Consider the following 18,263-nt stretch of genomic DNA (forward strand, 5'->3'; position numbering starts at 1 on the left):
GCCGTGGCCACCCCGCCGTTGCGAAGGAAACGGATCAGGACTTGGCGGCCTTCTCGGCTTCCTTGACCGCCTCGGCCCAGGCGTCAGCCGACTTGATGCCGCCCTGGCCGACCCGGTTGATCACGTTCTCCACGGCCACGCGGGTGGGGCCGTTCTTCTTGCCGAGATACTGCGGCTTCAGGTTCTCCGCGGTGGAGGCGAAGATCTGGCCGGTCGGCGCGTTGGTGAAGAACTCCTTCTTGTAGTCCAGCACCGCGGGGTCCTTGTAGAGCGCCGGCTGCGAGGGCAGGTTGCCGACCGTCTTGAAGACCTCGATCTGCTGCTCCGGCTGGATCAGCCACTCGACGAACTTGTACGCCGCATCGACGTTCTTGCCCTGCTTGGGGATGGTCCACCAGGAGCCGCCCCAGTTGCCGCCGCCACCCGGGATCGTGGCGATGTCCCACTTGCCCGCCTGGTCCGGCGCGGTCTTCTGGATGTGGCCGAGCATCCACGCCGGGCAGGCGAGGACGGCGAACTGGTCCTTGGTGAAGCCCTGGTCCCAGTTCGGCTGGAAGCTGGCCAGGTTGGCGGAGATGCCGGCGTCGAGGGCCTTCGTGGCGATGTCGAACGCGACCTTCGGGCCGCCGTCCATCTGGAGCTGCTCCTGCTCGTTGTAGAAGCCGACCGGCTGCTGCGAGAGGACCGGGTTGAACAGGTTCGTACCGGAGTCGAGGAACTTCTTGTTCGACTTCGAGGTGTAGGTCTTGCCGGTCTCCAGGAACGCGTCCCAGGTGGGCCACAGCTTGCTGACCGACTCACGGTCGGTGGGCAGGCCGGCCGCCTTGAACAGGTCGGTGCGGTAGCACATGGCCAGACCGCCGACGTCCGTGCCGAGGCCGATCTGCTGGCCGGAGGTGGACTTCGAGGCCTGCCACTTCCAGGGCAGGTACTTCGACTCGAGCGCGCCGGCGCCCTTGTCGGTCAGATTGACGAACTGGTCGGCCTGGCTGCGGAACTGGACGATGAAACCCTCGTCGACAGCCGAGATGTCCGGCGCGCCAGAGCCCGCGACCAGCTTCTTCTGCAGGTCCTCGTGCTGGGCGTTGTACTCGCCCGTGTTCAGCACGATCTTGACGTTGGGGTTGGCGGCCTCGTACTTGGCCTTCAGCTTGTCCAGGCCCATGTCACCCCAGAAGTTGACCTTCAGGGTGACCTGGCCGCCCTCGGCGGTGGTGTTGTTGTTGCCCTCCAGCGCCTGACCGCTACAACCCGTTATGGCCAACGCAGCGGCGAGGCCGGCGGCACCCACACGCAGGCCGCGACGTCCGAAATGTTCCATGTCATTCCTCCGCAAGGAGATGCGCATCACTGAACCGGGTAAGTTCTGGGAACCGTAAGCCGGGCTTTCATCCCTGTCAATAGCGGGCTACGGGCGCGCTCCCAGTGTGTAGCAAGCCGGATTTTTCGGGCGTGAACAAATCGATGGGTTTACATCGCCTGCAGTGTGCCGTAACACTTAACCGATCAAGCAGGGGACGGTTGTCGAGGGAGTCCGACGGCCCACCATCCGGCGCCCGATAAGCTCGGCATCAGTGGGGACAGAGGAGACTGAGTGAAGCGGCCCACGATCGCCGACATCGCACGGCGGGCGGGCGTGTCCAAAGGCGCCGTGTCATATGCGCTGAACGGCCAGCCAGGCGTCTCCGAGGCGACGCGCAAGCGGATCCTGTCGATCGCCGAAGAGATCGGGTTCAACGCCAACAGCGCGGCCCGGGCGCTCTCCGGCGCTCGCGCACGCGCCGTCGGCCTCACGCTGTGCCGGCCCGCCAAACTCCTCGGCATCGAGCCCTGGTTCATGGGACTGATCAGCGGTTTCGAAGCCGAGCTCGGCGCCCGGTCCTACGCTCTGACCCTCCAGGTGGTGGCCACTCCCGAAGAGGAGATCGAGGTCTACCGCCGGTGGTGGGGGGAACGCCGGATCGACGGCGTCATCGTCACCGACATCCGCAAGGACGACATCCGCATCCCCGTCCTGCAGCAGCTCCAGCTCCCGGCCGTGGTGATCGGCGGCCCCGGCGAGACCGGGTCGATCGCGCAGATCTGGTCCGACGACGCCGGCGCCATCACCGAAGCCGTCCGCTACCTGGTCGCCCTCGGCCACCACCGGATCGCCCGGGTCAGCGGCGTCTCCGACCTGCTGCACACCCAGAACCGGACGAAAGCCTTCGAGACGGTCTGCGCGTCACTGGGGCTGGACCACGCGAGGACCATCCCGGCCGACTACACCGGCGAGGAGGGCAGCCGGGCCACCCGGCGGCTGCTGATCGGCGGCGACCGGCCCACCGCGATCATCTACGACAACGACGTGATGGCCGTCGCCGGCCTGGCCGTCGCCCAGGAGATGGGGCTCTCCGTCCCCGGCGACCTGTCGATCGTGGCCTGGGACGACTCGCCCCTGTGCAGCCTGGTCCACCCACCGCTCACCGCACTCAGCCGGGACATCTCGGCGTACGGCGCACAGGCCGCGCTGGAGCTCCTCAACGCCATCGACGGCCGGAAAGTCGGCAACGTCGAGGCCGGGCGGGTTCACCTCACCCCGCGCGGCAGCACCGCCCCGCCGCGCTGACCTCAACGGCCGTCTCAGCTTCGGTGGCTGCCTCAGCTTCGGTGGCTGTCGAGGTATGCCTCGACGCGTTCCGCCGGGCCCGGATGACCGAGAGCGAACCCCTGGCCGTACCGGCAACCGGCCTCGGTCGCGCGGGCGATGTCCTCCGGCGTCTCCAGGTTCTTGGCGACGATCTCCAGTCCCAGCCGGCGGCCGAGACTCACCACCACCTGCATCACCGACGGGTCGGTCGCCAGTGACGGGCTGAGTTTCAGCATGTCCACCGGCAGCCGGCGCAGGTGCGACAGCGAGGTCTGCCCGGACCCGAAGTCGTCCAGAGCGGCGCGCACCCCCAGCTTGCGCAACCCGGCGAGAGCGGCCACGACAGCCGGCACGTCCTCGGCGATCCAGGTCTCGGCCACCTCGACGACCAGGCGTTCCGGGGCCAGGCCGTGCCGGCTCAGGGTCGCCTGGACCCGCTCCGGGAAACGGGCGGTCAGCAGCTCACGCGGGCCCACGTTGACGGAGAGCCAGAACTCGTCGTTCAGCGACCAGGTGACCAGGTGGTGACAGGCCTCGTCGAGCACCCACTCGTCCAGCTCGGCGGTGATCCCCAGCGAGGCCGCGATCGGCAGCAACTCCTCCGGCAGGATCGTGCCCAGCTCGGGATGCCGCCAGCGCAGCAGCGCCTCGACCCCGGCCGGGCGGCCGTCGCCCAGCCACGACACCGGCTGAAAGACCAGGTCCAGTTCGCCGCGCCCGGCCGCGCCGAGAAGCTGCTGCTCCAGTTCCATCCGGCGGTGCAGCTGGATCTCGACATCCGGGTCGTACCACTCGACCCGGTCCCGCCCGAGTTGGCGGGCCCGCTGCCGGGCCAGGTCGGCGTGCCGCAGCACCTCGTCGGAGTCGGCGCCGCCGGCCAGCTCGGCCAGGCCCACGCTGGTGTGCAGGACGGCGGTGGTGCCGGGCAGCGCGTACGGCTCGCCCAGGGCGGTCACGATGCGGCTCGCCAGGGCGTACGCCGGAACCGCCGAATCGGTGGTGAGCACCGCGAACTCGTCGCCGGCCAGCCGCGCGGCGACGTCCTCGGCGCCGATCAGGGCGCGCAGCCGCCGGGCGACCTCGATCAGCACGGCGTCCCCGACCTCCCGCCCCCGGGTGTCGTTGATCTCGGCGAGCCCGTGCAGATCGATCACCAGCAGCGTGCCGTGCTGCCCGGCCCGGCGGCGCAGAGCGAGCAGATCCCGCATCAGGGCCCGGCGATTCGCCAGGCCGGTCAGCTGGTCCAGGTAGGACAGCCGGTGCAGGGTCCGCTCCAGATGACGGCGTTCACCCACATCGCGGACGTGTACGACAAGCGCCGCGACCTCGGGGACACCGCGCAGATCCGAGATGGTCGACTCGGTGTCCCGCCAGAGCCGCGCGCCGTCGCGGACCCGGGCGTTGACCAGCACCGGAGGGCCGTCATCGTGCTCACCGGCGAGCACCGACCCGATCACCGCCCGCGCGTCCGCCGCGTCGTCGGGGTGCAGCAGGTCGTGGAAGTCCCGGCCGATCACCTCCTGGTCGCGGAGCCCGAAGAGGCGGGCCGCCGCCGGCGACTGCCACTGGACCGTGAGCCGCTCGTCGAGCACCAGGGTGAGGTCGGTGGCACCGGCCACCAGAGAGCGGAAGTGCGCCTCGGCGACCCGCAGCCGGCCCGCGTAGCGGCGGATGTCGCGGACCACGAGCAGTTCCCGGACGACCAGCACACTGACCATCACCAGACCGAAGACGATCGCCTCGGTCTCGAACTCGTCGACGGTGAGCAGGTGCCAGATCGCGGCGATCACGCCCACCGCGGCCGGCACCGCCAGCAGCGGATAGCTCGCCAGGTACTGATCCGGGTGGCGGGGCGCCAGCGGCGGCAGTGGCAGATCACGGCGGGAACCGCCCATCGCCGAGGCGCTGAGGCCGGCCACCACGAGGAGCCCGGCGGCCGGCGACACCGGTCCGGACGCCCCGATCGCCAGAGTGCTCAGGCCCAGCATGACCAACACCGAACCGGCGCCACACCACAGGGCCCCCGGCGGACGGGGACGGGCGCGCAACACGATCACCGTGACGACGGCGATCCCGCCCGCCGCGATCAGCAGCGCCGGCACCACCTCGGGACGGCTCGACGCCGCCGGGACCAGGTAGATCGCGAAGCCCAGGCTCACACCGAGGGCGGCCCCGTCGTACGCGCGCCGCAACCGCACCGCCCAGGTGCTCGCCGCCCCGGGCAGCAGCGACGTGCCGGCCACGAAACAGACGGCGGCCACGGCCAGGCCCGCGGTGAGCCAGCCGGCCCGGTCCTCCGGCGCCCACCACGGGACCAGACCGGTGATCGCCGTGACCAGGGCGCCCAGTCCGACGAATCCGGCGCCCCGGCAGGACACGAACGCGCCCTCGGCACGGTGGATCGCCAGAGCGGTACGGATCAGGACGGCACCCGCGCACAGGCCGGTGACGCCGATCGCCCACGCGAGCAGTACGGCGACCATCGACGATTCCTCTGCTTTCTGACCCCGGAGCGACCCGGGATGCGGGGCGGGAGCAAGAGGGAAGTGCACCGGGTCAACGACGGTCCCCGGATCGGGTTACGGCACGGCGTGTCGCCGTCCCACCATCGGATCGTCGACCATCCAGCGATGACGGTCAACCCGGCGCCGGGTGCCCCGGGTCCGGCACGACCGATCGCCGCTCCGGGTGGAAGAATGGGTACGTGAGCGATCATCCCGTCCTCCGTGTTCGCAAGTCCGGCGCCGTCCTGGTCGCCGCGTTGATCGGGCTCGTCGGCACGATCCCGATCGCCGGCTCCTCCTGGGCACGGACCCCGCTGCTGCTGATCCCGATCGCCGTCCTCGCCTGGACGTGGCGGGCCGGCACCGACGTCTACCCCGGCGAGCTGCGCGTCCGCGCCCTCATCGGCGGCAGCCGGGTGCCGTTCGGCCGGATCGCCGAGCTCGCCCCTGATGAGCGGGGCCGGGTCTCGGCCCTGCTCGACAACGGCAACGTCATCCGCCTCACCGGTGTCACCCGGGACAACCTGCCCCTGGTGCTCCAGGCCAGCGGCCATCCGGTCGCCGCAGGCGACCATCAATGAGCCGGTTCTGTCAGACCGCACGGCTACCCTGGTCGGCATAGGACCGAAGGGGGTCGGGTCGTGCTGTTCCGCCGGGGCCGTGCTGTGCTGTTCCGCCGCGGCCGTGCCGTGCCATCCGGCCGCGCGGGGTTCTTCCGCCGCGGCCGTGCTCTGGCCGCCGGTTCCGTGGCCGTGCTGGCGCTGACCGCGGGGTGCAGCTTCGGCCCGCCCGGCCCGGACAAGGCCGGTTCCGCGCCCAACCTGCCCCGTCCGTCGGCCGCTCCGACCGCCGGTGGTGACGACGGCGAGCGCGGGATCGCGGTCACCGTGCTGGCGAAGAACCTCGAGGTGCCGTGGGGCATGGCCTTCCTGCCCGACGCCGGGGCGGTGGTCACCGAGCGCGACACCGCCCGCATCCTGAAGATCGGCCCCGAGTCGACCGCCGAGGGGCTCAAGGTCACCGAGTTGCGGCGGCTCGGCGAGGTGCGCGCCGGCGGCGACGGCGGCCTGCTCGGCATCGCCGTCTCGCCCGACTACAAGACCGACAGCACGCTCTACGTCTTCTACTCCACCGAGCAGGACAACCGGATCGGCAAGCTGGCCGGTGACGGCGATCTGGAGCCCGTCCTCACCGGCATCCCACGCTCGGCCGAACACAACGGCGGCGCTCTGGCCTTCGGCCCGGACGGCTTCCTCTACGCCGGCACCGGCGACGGCACGCCCGACGGCGGCCAGGCGCAGGACGCCAAGAGTCTGGGCGGCAAGATCCTGCGGATCACCACGGCCGGCAAGCCGGCTCCCGGCAATCCGGTCAAGACCTCCCCCGTCTGGTCCTCCGGTCACCGCAACGTGCAGGGCCTGACCTGGGACCAGACCAAGCGGATGTACGCGACCGATCGCGGCCAGCCACGTACCGCCGAATTGAACGTGGTGGAGAAGGGCAAGAACTACGGCTGGCCGAAGGCCGACGGCTCCGGTGCCGGCGCCGGCGCCGCGTTCACCGATCCGCTGGTGTCCTGGCCGTCCGGCGTCTCCTCGTGCGCCGGGGTCGGCGCCCTGGAGACCCTGGTGGCCACCGCCTGCGTGCTGGGCCGGCGGTTGCAGCTTCTCAACGTCACCGCCGGGGGGACGGTCCTGGGCAGCCCTCAGGAGCTGCTGACCGACCAGTTCGGCCGGCTGCGCGCCATGGTTGCCGCCCCGGACGGCTCGTTCTGGGTGGGCACCTCCAACCGGGAGGACGGCGGAACCTCCGCCCCCGATGACGACCGCGTCATCCGGCTGGTCTTCTCCGACGGCGGCGCCGGCCGGAGTTGACGGCCATGACTGTTTCATCCCGAGCCCGACCGGGCAGGTGAGGCCACGATGACTGAAGACCGGCCGACCACGGCTCCGGACCGGCCCTCGTGGCGACACCGTTGGCGAACCGTGGCTGACATGTCCGGCCGGGTGTTCCGGCACCGGTGGACCCGCCGCATCCGGGTGGCCACCGCCGTCGGGTTGACCGGCGTCGCCGGCGCGCTGATCGGGGTGATGCTCTTCGCCCGCGCCGACCTCAACGTCGGACCGTTCGGCGCGGAGATGTCCGTGACACCGTCCGTGCACGGCGGCACCGAGATCAACATCCCGCCGCTCGGGTCACTGCACCTCGACAGTCACCGCGGCCCGGTCCATCTGCGGGTCGCCCTCGGCTCCCTGGACCAGAGCCGCACCGAGGCGCTGATCGACAACCCGGCGGCGATCAGCTCGGCCGGTGACCGGGCCCTCGACGAGGTGGCCGCCGCCGTGGCGCGGCTCGGCCTGCGGACCCTCGGCCTGGCCGTTCTCGGCGGCCTCATCCTGTCCGCCCTGACCTTCCGCAATGTGCGACGGACCGCGGCGGCCGGCGTGACCGCGCTGGTGGTCACCGGCGGCAGTCTGGGCCTGGCCGCCGGCACCCTCCGGCCCGACTCGATCAGCGAGCCGCGCTACGAGGGCCTGCTGGTCAACGCGCCCGCGGTGGTCGGTGACGCGCGGCGGATCGCCGACAACTACGGGCGATACTCCGACCAGTTGCAGACCATCCTCGGCAACGTCAGCCGCGTCTACTCGACCATCTCGGCGCTGCCCGTCTATGAGCCCGCCGGCAACACCACCCGCCTGCTGCACGTCTCCGACCTGCACCTCAACCCCTCGTCCTGGGGCCTGATCCGGACCGTGGTGGAAACCTTCGAGATCGACGCGGTCATCGACACCGGCGACATCGTCGACTGGGGCAGCAGCGCCGAAACCGGATACGTCGCGTCCATCCCGTCGATCCAGGTGCCTTACATCTACGTCCGCGGCAACCACGACTCGGCCGCCATCCAGGCCGCGGTCGCCGCCCAGAGCAACGCGATCGTGCTCGACGACGGGCTCACCGAGATCGAGGGCCTCACCATCGCCGGCATCGGCGACCCCCAGTTCACCCCCGACAAGAGCGAGACCAACGAGGCCGGCGACGACTCCGGCCCCGAACTGCTGACCGCGGCCGGCAAGCGGCTGTCCCAGACGATCCGGCAGTCCGGCAAAACGGTGGACATCGCCCTGGTCCACGACCCGGCCATGGCGCAGCCGCTCTCCGGCCTGGTCCCGCTGGTCCTCGCCGGCCACCAGCACAACCGCTCGGTGACCATGCTCCCGCCGCCGGCCGCCCCGGCCCCCGACCCGTCGGCCCCCGGCTCCTCCGCGGCGCCCTCCCCCGCCCCGTCGCCGTCGGCGGCCGCGCTGCCCACCCTCCCCACACGTCTCATGGTCGAGGGCTCCACCGGCGGCGCCGGCCTGCGCGGCCTGGAGAACGAGGAAGAGGCCACCCCGCTGAGCCTGTCGGTGCTCTACTTCGACGAGAACAGAGAGCTCAAGGCGTACGACGACATCCAGCTCGGCGGCACCGGCGAGTCCACGGTGGAGATGCAGCGCAACGTGATCGGCCTCGAACCTGACGCCACTCCTACTCCGTCGGCGCCGGCCCGCCAGCCCACAGGCTGACCCGGCGTTTTCTCACATCACGTTCTCTCACCACACCAACCGGCGACACTTACCCACCCGCTACACCTGCCCCGGGCCCTGCCTCTGGCGGCCCTGTCCCTGGCTGCCCGGCCCCCGAAAAGCCAATCGGCCCGGCTTGCGGCCTTTGATGTTGTGCCTAAGCACAGCCACAAGGTCACAAGATCGGCGGTTATGGGTGGTGAGGGAGGGAGGAGGGCGCCTGAGGACTGAAGGGCTGGACTGAAGGGCTGGGCTGAAGGGCTGGGCTGAAGGGCTGGGAGCTGGAGCCGCGAGCTGAGGGGCTGGGGCCGAAGGGCTGGGGCCGAAGGGCTGGGGCCGAAGGGCTGGGGCCGAAGGGCTGGGGCCGAAGGGCTGGGGCCGAAGGGCTGGGGCCGAAGGGCTGGGGCCGAAGGGCTGGGGCCGAAGGGCTGGGGCCGAAGGGCTGGGGCCGAAGGGCTGGGGCCGAAGGGCTGGGGCCGAAGGGCTGGGGCCGAAGGGCTGGGGCCGAAGGGCTGGGGCCGAAGGGCTGGGGCCGAAGGGCTGGGGCCGAAGGGCTGGGGCCGAAGGGCTGGCAGCTGGAGGGGTGTTAGGTGATCTTGTCTAGGTCGAGGGTGAGGGTGCCGGTGTCGAGACCCTCGGGGTCGATCTCGATCGTGTAAGTGCCGGCTGAGGAACTGAAGCCCAGCGTCGCGGCGGGTTTCTCACGGGTGAGGGTCGCGTCGACGACCTCGAGACCGGCGGGGGTGCGGACACGGATTCGGGTCTCCTCCGTGGCGGTGAGGGTGTCGCGGCGGGCGGTCAGGAGGAACTGTTCGGATTCGGCGGCGCGGAAGGTGACGTACGCGCGCTCGCCGGCACGGGCCAGGGTGATCCGGGTGGCTTGGCCGGCGGTCAGGGTGGTGGTGACGGCTCCGACCAACTGGACCGTGAGAGTACCGGTGCCGGCCGTGTCCGGGTCGACTTCGAGGGTATGCCGGCCGGTCGCGGTGACGTCGAAGTCCAGGGTGCGGTAGTCGGCCTCGTAACCGACCGCGCCGGCCATGGACATCTCGCCGGACGGGTCGCGGATCTCCAGATGCGTGTATTCGTCCTTGGAGAGGCTGCCGCGGCGGGCCACCAGGGTGAGCTGCTGCCCGGCAGTGGCAGGGAAGGCCAGGAAGGCGCGTTCACCGGGCTCGACGATGGTGATCTTCTGGGCTGGTCCGCCGATGGAGAGGGTGCCCGATGTCGTTCCGGCGAGGCTCAGCAAAAGGGTGCCGCGGTCCTTCGCCCGGGGTTTCACCTCGACGGTGTAGGCGCCGGCCGTAACGGCGGTGAAGTCGACGCTTACATCGGACCAGGTGGTGAGCAGGGTGCCCTCGGCCACCAGGGCGCCGTTGCGCCGGACCACCAGGTCGGTGTTGTCTGCGGCGGTGAGGGTCTTGCGCTGGGCCAGAACGGTCAGGCGCTGGCCGGCGGTGGCGCGGAACCCCGCCGCACCCGAGCCGGGGAAGGTGAGCAGGACGCCGGGGCCGCCGACGGTGAGTGGATCGCCGACCGCCCTCACCGCAGCGGATGTCATGGCAGCGCCCGCGGTTTCGGTGCTGCCCGACCTGTCGGCTTTTCCCGCAGTGCCCCGCATGCCAGTAAGCCCGGCGACAGCCCGTGATCCACGTGAACCCGCAACAACCCGGGATCCACCGAATCCCGCAACAACCCGCGATCCACCAGACCCCGCGATGAGCCGTGATCCACGACGCTCCGCCACAAGCCGCGATCCGCCAAAGCCCGATCCCGCAGTGGCCCGAGCTTCTGCAGATCTTGCAACGGCCCGCTTTCGCTTTGGTCCGGTAGTGGCTCGCGTTCCAGCGAATCCCGTAACCGCGCGCATCCCGTTTGGCCCGGCAGCGGCTCGCGTTCCAGCAGATCTCGCAACAGTCACCGATTTCGCGGGTCCTGCAACGACCGCCAATGCAGCAATCCCCGCAGCGACCGGCGATTCCGCAGCCCTCGCAGCCGCGGGCGAAGCGGCGACATCCGCAGCAGGCGGCGTCCCACCGATCCCTGCAACAAGCGGTATCTCGGCAACTCTCGCACCAGCTGACGTTGCGGCCACGAGGGCGAGGGTTGCCGTCAGTGCGACGGTGGCCCACCGCGAGTTCGTGCGGACTACTGCCGAGGAGTGCCCTGCCATCGTGGCAGGCTATGCCTCTTCAGACATGAAACTCCCGATAAGGCCGCAAATTCGCCCACCTAGAGCGTACGGAATGTACATCCTCGATCGAATTCTTCTCCGATCGAGGATGGACAGTTCGGGTCCTGTGGCCCTCCCGCCGCGTGAGTGGGAACGGGAGACGCCGCTCTGTTACGCCGCCCAGACGCCTGCTTTGACGGAATCAGACTGAAGGCGACCGGCACGGACAAGCGTGTGACGGCCCGGCCCACCCAACCGGTTACAGCGCAAGCGACAACCAGGCGCAGGCGGCAACCCCGCACAGGCCGCAACCGGGCACGGGTGACGAGCCGGCACGCGCGCAGGTGGCGGGACGACGGGACTACAGGCCCGCCGGGACGACGACGCCCGAAACGACGACGCCCGGGACCGTGAGCACGGGACCGGGCGTCATGCGTACCCCCGCGGCGGTTTAGGCGGCGCCGAGCCGGGCGAGGATGAGGTCGCGGACGGACTTGGCGTCGGCCTGGCCTCGCGTGGTCTTCATGACCGCGCCCACCAGGGCGCCCGCCGCCGCGACCTTGCCGTCGCGGATCTTGGCGGCGATGTCGGGGTTGGCGGCGATGGCCTCGTCGACGGCGGCGGTGAGCGCGCCGGTGTCGTTGACCACCTCAAGCCCGCGGGCGGCCATCACCTCGACCGGGTCGCCCTCGCCGGCGACGACGCCTTCCAGGACGGCACGGGCCAGCTTGTCGTTGAGCTTGCCCTCGTCGACCAGTTTCTGCAGGCCGGCGACCTGGGCGGGGGTGGCGCCGACGGCGGACAGCTCGACGTCGAGCTCGTTGGCGCGGCGGGCCAGCTCGCCCATCCACCACTTGCGGGCGCCGGCCGGGGACGCGCCCGCGGCGATGGTCTCCTCGATCAGCTCGACCGCGCCGGCGTTGGCCACCGACTGCATGTCGACCGCGGAGATGCCCCACTCCTCGCGGAGGCGGGCCCGCTTGATGCTGGGCTTCTCCGGCAGCGAGGCGCGAAGGGTTTCGACCCAGGCCGGGTCGGGCGCGATCGGCACCAGGTCGGGCTCGGGGAAGTAGCGGTAGTCGGTGGCGGTCTCCTTGGAGCGGCCCGGCCGGGTGTCACCGGTGGTCTCCTGGAAGTGCCGGGTCTCCTGGAAGATCCGGGTGCCGCCGTCGAGGAGGCCGGCCTGGCGGATGATCTCGGAGCGGACGGCACGCTCGACAGAGCGGAGGGAGTTGACGTTCTTCGTCTCGGTGCGGGTGCCCCACTCCTCGCCGGGCAGGTTCAGCGAGGTGTTGACGTCGCAGCGCAGCGAACCCTGCTCCATGCGGACGTCGGAGACGCCGAGGGAGCGGATGATGTCGCGCAGCTCGGCGACGTAGGCCTTGGCGATCTCGGGGGCGAGCGCGCCGAGGCCGGGAACCGGCTTGGTGACGATCTCGACCAGCGGGATGCCGGCCCGGTTGTAGTCGACCAGCGACTCGGTGGCGCCGTGGATGCGGCCGGTGGCCCCGCCGACGTGCAGGGTCTTGCCGGTGTCCTCCTCGAGGTGCACCCGCTCGATGCCGATCCGGTAGGACTTGCCGTCCACCTCGACGTCGACGTAGCCGTCGGTGCAGAGGGGTTCGTCGTACTGTGAGGTCTGGAAGTTCTTCGGCATGTCCGGGTAGAAGTAGTTCTTCCGGGCCATCCGGCACCACTCGGCGATGTCGCAGTTCAGCGCGAGGCCGATGCGGATGGTGGCTTCGATGCCGGCCCGGTTGGCCACCGGCAGCGCACCCGGCAGCGCGAGGCACACCGGGCAGACCTGCGTGTTTGGCTCGGCGCCGAACTCGGTCTTGCAGCCGCAGAACATCTTGGTCTGGGTGCCCAGCTCGACGTGCGTCTCCAGGCCGATCACCGGCTCGTAACGGCTGGTGGCGTCGTCGTAGGACGGCAGCGCGATGGTCGTCATGTGAGTGCGGCTCCGGCTCAGAGACTTCGTTGCGGACAGAGACCAAGCCTAGTCGCCCGGTCTGACAGAACGACGCCGGGTTTGCGCCCCCGAGAAGATCTATGTTCGAGGTACCGTCCGCGCATGCGCCACACCCTCGCCGTCGTCGCCCTCGCCGCGACGGTTCTCACCACCGCATGCACCGCCGAGGACACACCCACACCCGCACCGTCGGGCTCCATCGGCCCCGTGGTGCCCGCGATCGATTTCGCCACCTGGGCGGCCGGCCGTTCCACGCCCGTGGCCGACCCGCTCTACCCGGAGAAGGGCAACGCCGGCCTGGACGTCCTGCACTATCAGCTCGACCTGGACTGGCAGCCCACCACCAAGATCCTCACCGGTGTCGCCACGCTGCGGATCCGGCCGGTGGCGAACGCGAACGAGATCAAGCTGGACTTCACCGGCCTCACCGTCGACCGTGTCACCGTCGACGACAAACAGGTCACCGGCACCGTCACCGCCGACAAGCTCATCGTGCCCGCCGCGGTCGCCGCCGAGCAGCCGGTGACGCTGACCGTCGCCTATCACGGCACGCCCAAGCAGGTGAAGATGCCGTCGCGCCGCGGTGACGCCTCCGAGGGCATCGGCATGCGCACCTCGAAGGACGGCGTCCTCTGGACCATGCAGGAGCCGTGGGGCGCGCTGACCTGGTACCCGGTCAACGAGCACCCGTCCGACGAGGCGCTCTACGACATGGCGGTGACCGTTCCGGAGGGCTGGACGGCGGCGGCCAGCGGCACACCCGGCAAGGTCGAGGGCAACACCTTTCACTACCAGAGCACAGACCCGGCCGCGGCGTACGTGACGACGCTGGCCGTCGACAGGTACAGCAAGGTGGAGCAGAAGGGCCCGCACGGACTGCCGCTCACCTATTTCACGGTGCCGAAGGCCGACGACCGGTACCTCGGTGTCCTGAAGAAGTCGCCGCAGTTGCTGACCTGGTTGGAGGAACGGCTCGGGCCGTACCCGTACCCCAGCGCCGGTGCTTTGATGAACGGCTCGATCTCGGCCATGGAGACGTCTCAGATGCTCAGCATGGGCCGGGAGGCGTTCCGCGAGACGGATCTGAAGGAGTTCGAGGCGGTGCTCGTCCACGAGTACGCCCACCAGTGGTTCGGCAACGCGGTCACCCCGAGGACCTGGACCGACCTGTGGCTCAGCGAGGGCTTCGCCACCTACATCCAGTACGTGTACGAGCAGAAGCTGTACGACTTCGACGACGCCGCCCTGGAGGCCTCCCTGCGGGAGAACGACGCCGACCTGCGCAAGAGGGTGGGCCCGCCCGGCAAGCCGAAGGCCGGCACCTTCGCCGAGAGCAACGTCTACATCTGCCCGGCGGCCATGCTCAAGGAGCTGAACGACGCGCTCGGCGACGAGAAGTTCTTCGCACTGGCCCGGGCGTGGGCGGAGAAGAACCGCAACACCAACCAGGACCGGGCCGGTTTCATCGCGTTCGTGAACGCGGAGACCGGCAAGGACTTCACCAAGCTGATCGACACCTGGCTGGACTCACCGACGACACCGCAGTGAGAAGGGGCCCGCGAGCAGCGGGCCCCTTCGTCAACGGATCAGAGCGCCGGCGGGGTGAACGTGCCGACGGCGGACTCCAGCGCGGCGGCGACCCGGTACATGCGGTCGTCGGCCATCGTCGGGGCCATGATCTGGAAGCCGACCGGCAGGCCCTCGGCGAGACCGCACGGGACCGAGATGGCCGGGCCGCCGTACAGGTTCGTCGGGATGGTGAACAGGTCGGCGAGGTACATCTGGTACGGGTCGCTCGTCCGCGAGCCGAACGGGAACGCCACGAACGGGGTGGTCGGTGAGACCAGCACGTCGACCTGCTCGAACGCGGACTGGAAGTCCCGGGTGATCAGGGTCCGGACCTTCTGCGCCTGACCGTAGTACGCGTCGTAGTAACCCGACGAGAGGGCGTAGGTGCCGAGGATGATGCGCCGCTTGACCTCGGGGCCGAAACCCTCGTCCCGGGTCAGCGACATGACCTCCTCGAGCGAGCGGCTGCCGTCGTCGCCGCTGCGCAGGCCGTACCGGACGCCGTCGAAGCGGGCCAGGTTCGACGAGCACTCGCTGGGGGCGATCAGGTAGTAGGCCGGAAGCGCGTACTGGAAGTTCGGGCAGGACACCTCGACGACCTCGGCGCCCAGCTTGACCAGTGCCTCCAGCGACTCCCGGAACGCGGCTGCGACGCCGGGCTCGGAGCCGTCGCCGGCGAACTCCTTGACCAGGCCGAGCTTGACGCCGGTCAGGTCACCGGTGGCACCCAGGCGGGCGGCGGCGACGACGTCGGGCACGGCCTGCTGGATCGAGGTCGAGTCGCGCGGGTCGTGGCCGGCGATCACCGCGTGCAGCAGGGCGGTGTCCTCCACCGTCCGGCCACACGGGCCGGGTGTGTCCAGCGAGGACGAGAACGCGATCAGCCCGTACCGCGAGGTGCCGCCGTAGGTCGGCTTGGCGCCCACGGTGCCGGTGACCGCGCCCGGCTGCCGGATCGAGCCGCCGGTGTCGGTGCCGATCGCGAGCGGAGCCTCGTAGGCCGCCAGCGCCGCCGCCGAGCCACCACCCGAGCCGCCCGGGATGCGTCCCAGGTCCCAGGGGTTGTTCGTCGGGCCGTACGCGCTGTACTCCGTGGAGGAGCCCATCGCGAACTCGTCCATGTTGGTCTTGCCGAGGATCGGCATGCCGGCGTTCTTGAGACGCTCGACGATGGTGGCGTCGTACGGCGGCTTCCAGCCCTCGAGGATCTTCGAGGCGGCGGTCGTCGGGATGCCCTTGGTGGTCAGCACGTCCTTGACGGCGATCGGCACCCCGGCCAGCGGCCCGGTGATCTCGCCGTCGTCGACGCGTTTGGCGGCGGCGAGCGCGCCCTCGCGGTCGACGTGGAGGAACGCGTGCACCCGCTCGTCGACGGCGGCGATGCGGTCGAGGTGCGCGGTGGCCACCTCGACGGCCGAGACCTCCCGCTTCGCGATGCGCGAAGCCAGGTCGGCGGCGGAGAGCCTGGTCAGGTCACTCACTTCAGGCCTCCTCGTCCAGGATGCGCGGCACCCGGAACCGGCCCTCGTACGCGTCGGGGGCGCCGGAGAGCGCCTCGTCCTGCGTCAGGCTCGGCGTGGGCACGTCGTCGCGGTACACGTTGGTCAGCGGAACCGAGTGCGAGGTCGGCGGGATGTCCTCCGCGGCCACCTCACCGACCCGGGCGACCGACTGCAGGATCACGTCGAGCTGACCCGCGAATCGATCCAGTTCCTCCTCGGTCACGGCGAGCCGCGACAGGCGCGCCAGGTGCGCTACCTCTTCGCGGGAGATGGCGGCCATCCTGCCCCCTCATTGTTTGACGGTGTTCGGTGCGAACCCCGAGTCTATTTCGCCGCGATTCCAGGGCTGGACCGGGCGGTACCGCGACAGCCACTCCCCGAGGTCGGCGGCGGGCATCGGGCGGGCGTGGAACCAGCCCTGGGCGGTGTGACACCCGGCGGCGGCGAGAAGCCGCCAGGTCACCTCGTCCTCCACACCCTCCGCGACGGCACGGAGGCCGAGATCTCCGGCGAGACCGACCACGGATCGTACGATCGCCGCGTCACCGGAGTCGGTGGCCATCCCGAGGACGAACGAGCGGTCGATCTTGACCTCGGACAGCGGCAGCCGGCGCAGGTGCTGCAGTGACGAATATCCGGTGCCGAAGTCGTCCAGCGAGATCGCGACGCCCATCCGGCTGAGCCGGGTGGTGGTCTCCAGGACCCGGTGCGGGTCGGCCATCAGCGCGCTCTCGGTGATCTCCAGCTGGAGCAGGTCGGCGGGGACGCCGTACCGGTCGAGGAGGCCACCGACCCGGTCGACGATGTCACCGGCGTGCAGGTCACGCGCGCTGACGTTGACCGCGGCCCGCAGCGGGAACCGGCCGTCGCGCCACACCGCGAGCTGCGCCACCACCTCCTCCAGCACCCGTGCGGTCAGCAGCCGCATCACCGGGGTCGGCTCGGCGGCCCGCAGCAGTTCCTCCGGCCCGACCGTGCCGCGGCGCGGGTGCCGCCAGCGCAGCAGCGCCTCCACTCCGACGACCTCGCCGGTGCCGATCGCTATCTGGGGTTGGTAGTAGAGGACTATCCCGTCGTCCGGCGGGTCCCGGCGCAGCGCGGTGCGCAGGTCGGCGACCAGGGTGAGCCGGTCGGGGGTGTGTTCGGCGGCGTCCGGCCCGTGCACCGCGACCTGGTCGCCGCGCTGTTTCGCCTCGTACATCGCGGACTCCGCCTCACGCAGCATCGTGCTGGCGTCGCGGCGGCCGGACTGGAGCGCGATCCCGATCGACGCGCTCAGCTCGACCGGGGTGCCGTCCAGCGGGAACGGGCGGCTCAGCGCCTCGGCCAGATGCTGGGCGATCCGCCGGGCCGACGCCGGGTCCTCGACGCGGGTGGCGAGGACCGCGAACTCGTCGCCGCCCAGCCGGACCACCAGGTCGTGCGCGGGCACCACCGAGGTCAGCCGGTCGGCGACCCTGGTCAGCAACCGGTCGCCGGCGCCGTGGCCGAGGGCGTCGTTGACCGTGCGGAACCTGTCCAGATCGAGCAGGAGCAGGGCACGGCGCCGGTCCGGGGCGCGCTCGGCCATCGCGGTCTGCAGGGCCCGGCGGTTGGGCAGGCCGGTCAGCGGGTCGAAGCGGGCGGCCCGCTCGGACTCGCCGGCCCAGCGGACCATCCGGTGCACGGCGTGCAGGGCCAGCAGGGTGAGCGGAAGCAGGGCCGGGCTGACCAGTGCGGCGACCAGCACCACCGGGCCGAGCAGCAGCAGGGCGGCGGTCGCCAGCAGGTCGGCGTGGCCGCGGCGGCGCCGGGCCGGGGCGCGGCTCTCCGAGGTGAGGCCGCGGACCAGGGCGGCGACCGCGTGACGGGCGCAGATCCAGGCGATCGCGGCCGCGCAGATGACCGTCGCGTCCCACCAGCCGGGGCCCGGGTCGAACCGCAGCGACCCGAAACCGGCCACCACGGCCGCGGCGCCGAGCGCGGCGGCGTGTTGCAGGGCCAGGTGAAGGGTGCGGCGCAGCGAGTGCCGCATCCGGATGCCGGCGACGGTGACGGCGGCCAGCTGCACCGCGATGGCCGGCGCCGCGCCCCAGGCCAGCGCAATGGCGAAGGTGAAGCAGATGGAGGGCAGGATCACCGCGCTGGCCCGCCGCCCGGGCACCAGGTAGGGCCGGGAGTCGACCACGACGGCGAGCAGAGCCGTCACCCAGAAGGCCGCCGGCAGATCACCGGATGAACCGAGCAGCAGCGCGAGGGCGGCGGCCGCGGCCGACACGGTGGAGACGATCACTGTGCGCCGGTGACGCAGGCCGGCCGTCCGGGGGCGAGCGGCATCCATGCGACCTCCACGATGGCCTCGATCACCGATC

Annotated in this window: 12 protein-coding genes; 5 read left to right on the top strand and 7 right to left on the bottom strand. The window is 70.9% G+C overall.

The genetic code is table 11. The features are described 5' to 3' along the window. Positions 1 to 34 precede the first annotated feature (34 nt). Positions 35 to 1,321 (bottom strand): ABC transporter substrate-binding protein, encoded by a 1,287-nt coding sequence (locus tag QLQ12_RS03845; RefSeq protein WP_282757118.1) that lies wholly within the window; start codon positions 1,319 to 1,321, stop codon positions 35 to 37. Positions 1,322 to 1,594: 273 nt separating this feature from the next. Here QLQ12_RS03845 and QLQ12_RS03850 point away from each other — a divergent pair, with 273 nt between their 5' ends. Then, entirely contained in the window at positions 1,595 to 2,608 is a 1,014-nt protein-coding gene (locus QLQ12_RS03850) for a LacI family DNA-binding transcriptional regulator (RefSeq protein ID WP_282757119.1), read from the top strand. Positions 2,609 to 2,640: 32 nt separating this feature from the next. Here the strand turns inward: QLQ12_RS03850 and QLQ12_RS03855 are convergent, their stop codons facing one another. Next, positions 2,641 to 5,112: a putative bifunctional diguanylate cyclase/phosphodiesterase gene (locus QLQ12_RS03855; RefSeq protein WP_282757120.1), complete on the bottom strand. Its 2,472-nt coding sequence runs from the start codon at positions 5,110 to 5,112 to the stop codon at positions 2,641 to 2,643. A gap of 221 nt (positions 5,113 to 5,333) precedes the next feature. Between QLQ12_RS03855 and QLQ12_RS03860 the strand changes: the two genes are divergently transcribed. The 3 genes from QLQ12_RS03860 to QLQ12_RS03870 all read left to right on the top strand — a co-directional run bounded on the left by QLQ12_RS03860 (position 5,334) and on the right by QLQ12_RS03870 (position 8,696). Then, positions 5,334 to 5,714 (top strand): PH domain-containing protein, encoded by a 381-nt coding sequence (locus tag QLQ12_RS03860; protein WP_282757121.1) that lies wholly within the window; start codon positions 5,334 to 5,336, stop codon positions 5,712 to 5,714. Positions 5,715 to 5,879: 165 nt separating this feature from the next. Beyond that, positions 5,880 to 7,007, top strand: a complete 1,128-nt coding sequence (locus tag QLQ12_RS03865; protein ID WP_407651407.1) for a PQQ-dependent sugar dehydrogenase — start codon at positions 5,880 to 5,882, stop codon at positions 7,005 to 7,007. Positions 7,008 to 7,055: 48 nt separating this feature from the next. After that, positions 7,056 to 8,696 carry a metallophosphoesterase family protein gene (locus tag QLQ12_RS03870; protein ID WP_407651401.1) on the top strand — a complete coding sequence of 547 codons (1,641 nt, stop codon included), beginning with the start codon at positions 7,056 to 7,058 and terminating at the stop codon, positions 8,694 to 8,696. Between the two features lie 586 nt (positions 8,697 to 9,282). Here the strand turns inward: QLQ12_RS03870 and QLQ12_RS03875 are convergent. After that, positions 9,283 to 10,257: a hypothetical protein gene (locus QLQ12_RS03875; protein ID WP_282757122.1), complete on the bottom strand. Its 975-nt coding sequence runs from the start codon at positions 10,255 to 10,257 to the stop codon at positions 9,283 to 9,285. A 1,063-nt stretch (positions 10,258 to 11,320) separates the two neighbouring features. Continuing rightward, entirely contained in the window at positions 11,321 to 12,820 is a 1,500-nt protein-coding gene (gatB, locus tag QLQ12_RS03880; protein WP_282757123.1) for an Asp-tRNA(Asn)/Glu-tRNA(Gln) amidotransferase subunit GatB, read from the bottom strand. A gap of 123 nt (positions 12,821 to 12,943) precedes the next feature. On the opposite strand from gatB, the gene QLQ12_RS03885 reads away from it, so the two are divergent. Continuing rightward, a complete protein-coding gene (locus QLQ12_RS03885) occupies positions 12,944 to 14,389 on the top strand; it encodes a M1 family metallopeptidase (protein ID WP_282757124.1) in 1,446 nt (481 codons plus the stop codon). A 38-nt stretch (positions 14,390 to 14,427) separates the two neighbouring features. Here the strand turns inward: QLQ12_RS03885 and gatA are convergent, their stop codons facing one another. Genes gatA through QLQ12_RS03900 form a run of 3 tightly spaced genes read right to left on the bottom strand, consistent with a single transcriptional unit; the run spans position 14,428 to position 18,232 of the window. Then, a complete protein-coding gene (gatA, locus tag QLQ12_RS03890) occupies positions 14,428 to 15,891 on the bottom strand; it encodes an Asp-tRNA(Asn)/Glu-tRNA(Gln) amidotransferase subunit GatA (RefSeq protein ID WP_282757125.1) in 1,464 nt (487 codons plus the stop codon). Between the two features lies 1 nt (position 15,892). Further along, a complete protein-coding gene (gene gatC / locus QLQ12_RS03895) occupies positions 15,893 to 16,192 on the bottom strand; it encodes an Asp-tRNA(Asn)/Glu-tRNA(Gln) amidotransferase subunit GatC (RefSeq protein WP_282757126.1) in 300 nt (99 codons plus the stop codon). A gap of 9 nt (positions 16,193 to 16,201) precedes the next feature. After that, positions 16,202 to 18,232 carry a putative bifunctional diguanylate cyclase/phosphodiesterase gene (locus tag QLQ12_RS03900; protein WP_282757127.1) on the bottom strand — a complete coding sequence of 677 codons (2,031 nt, stop codon included), beginning with the start codon at positions 18,230 to 18,232 and terminating at the stop codon, positions 16,202 to 16,204. Positions 18,233 to 18,263 lie beyond the last annotated feature (31 nt).

Source organism: Actinoplanes sandaracinus (assembly GCF_030009775.1).
Lineage (GTDB): Bacteria > Actinomycetota > Actinomycetes > Mycobacteriales > Micromonosporaceae > Actinoplanes > Actinoplanes sandaracinus.

Bases quoted from the DNA above. Each gene is read 5' to 3' on its own strand.
- gatB (WP_282757123.1), bottom strand. From the start codon at position 12,820: ATGACGACCATCGCGCTGCCGTCCTACGACGACGCCACCAGCCGTTAC.
- QLQ12_RS03855 (WP_282757120.1), bottom strand. From the start codon at position 5,112: ATGGTCGCCGTACTGCTCGCGTGGGCGATCGGCGTCACCGGCCTGTGC.
- QLQ12_RS03875 (WP_282757122.1), bottom strand. From the start codon at position 10,257: ATGACATCCGCTGCGGTGAGGGCGGTCGGCGATCCACTCACCGTCGGC.
- gatC (WP_282757126.1), bottom strand. From the start codon at position 16,192: ATGGCCGCCATCTCCCGCGAAGAGGTAGCGCACCTGGCGCGCCTGTCG.
- QLQ12_RS03885 (WP_282757124.1), top strand. From the start codon at position 12,944: ATGCGCCACACCCTCGCCGTCGTCGCCCTCGCCGCGACGGTTCTCACC.
- QLQ12_RS03870 (WP_407651401.1), top strand. From the start codon at position 7,056: ATGACTGAAGACCGGCCGACCACGGCTCCGGACCGGCCCTCGTGGCGA.
- QLQ12_RS03900 (WP_282757127.1), bottom strand. From the start codon at position 18,232: ATGGATGCCGCTCGCCCCCGGACGGCCGGCCTGCGTCACCGGCGCACA.
- QLQ12_RS03845 (WP_282757118.1), bottom strand. From the start codon at position 1,321: ATGGAACATTTCGGACGTCGCGGCCTGCGTGTGGGTGCCGCCGGCCTC.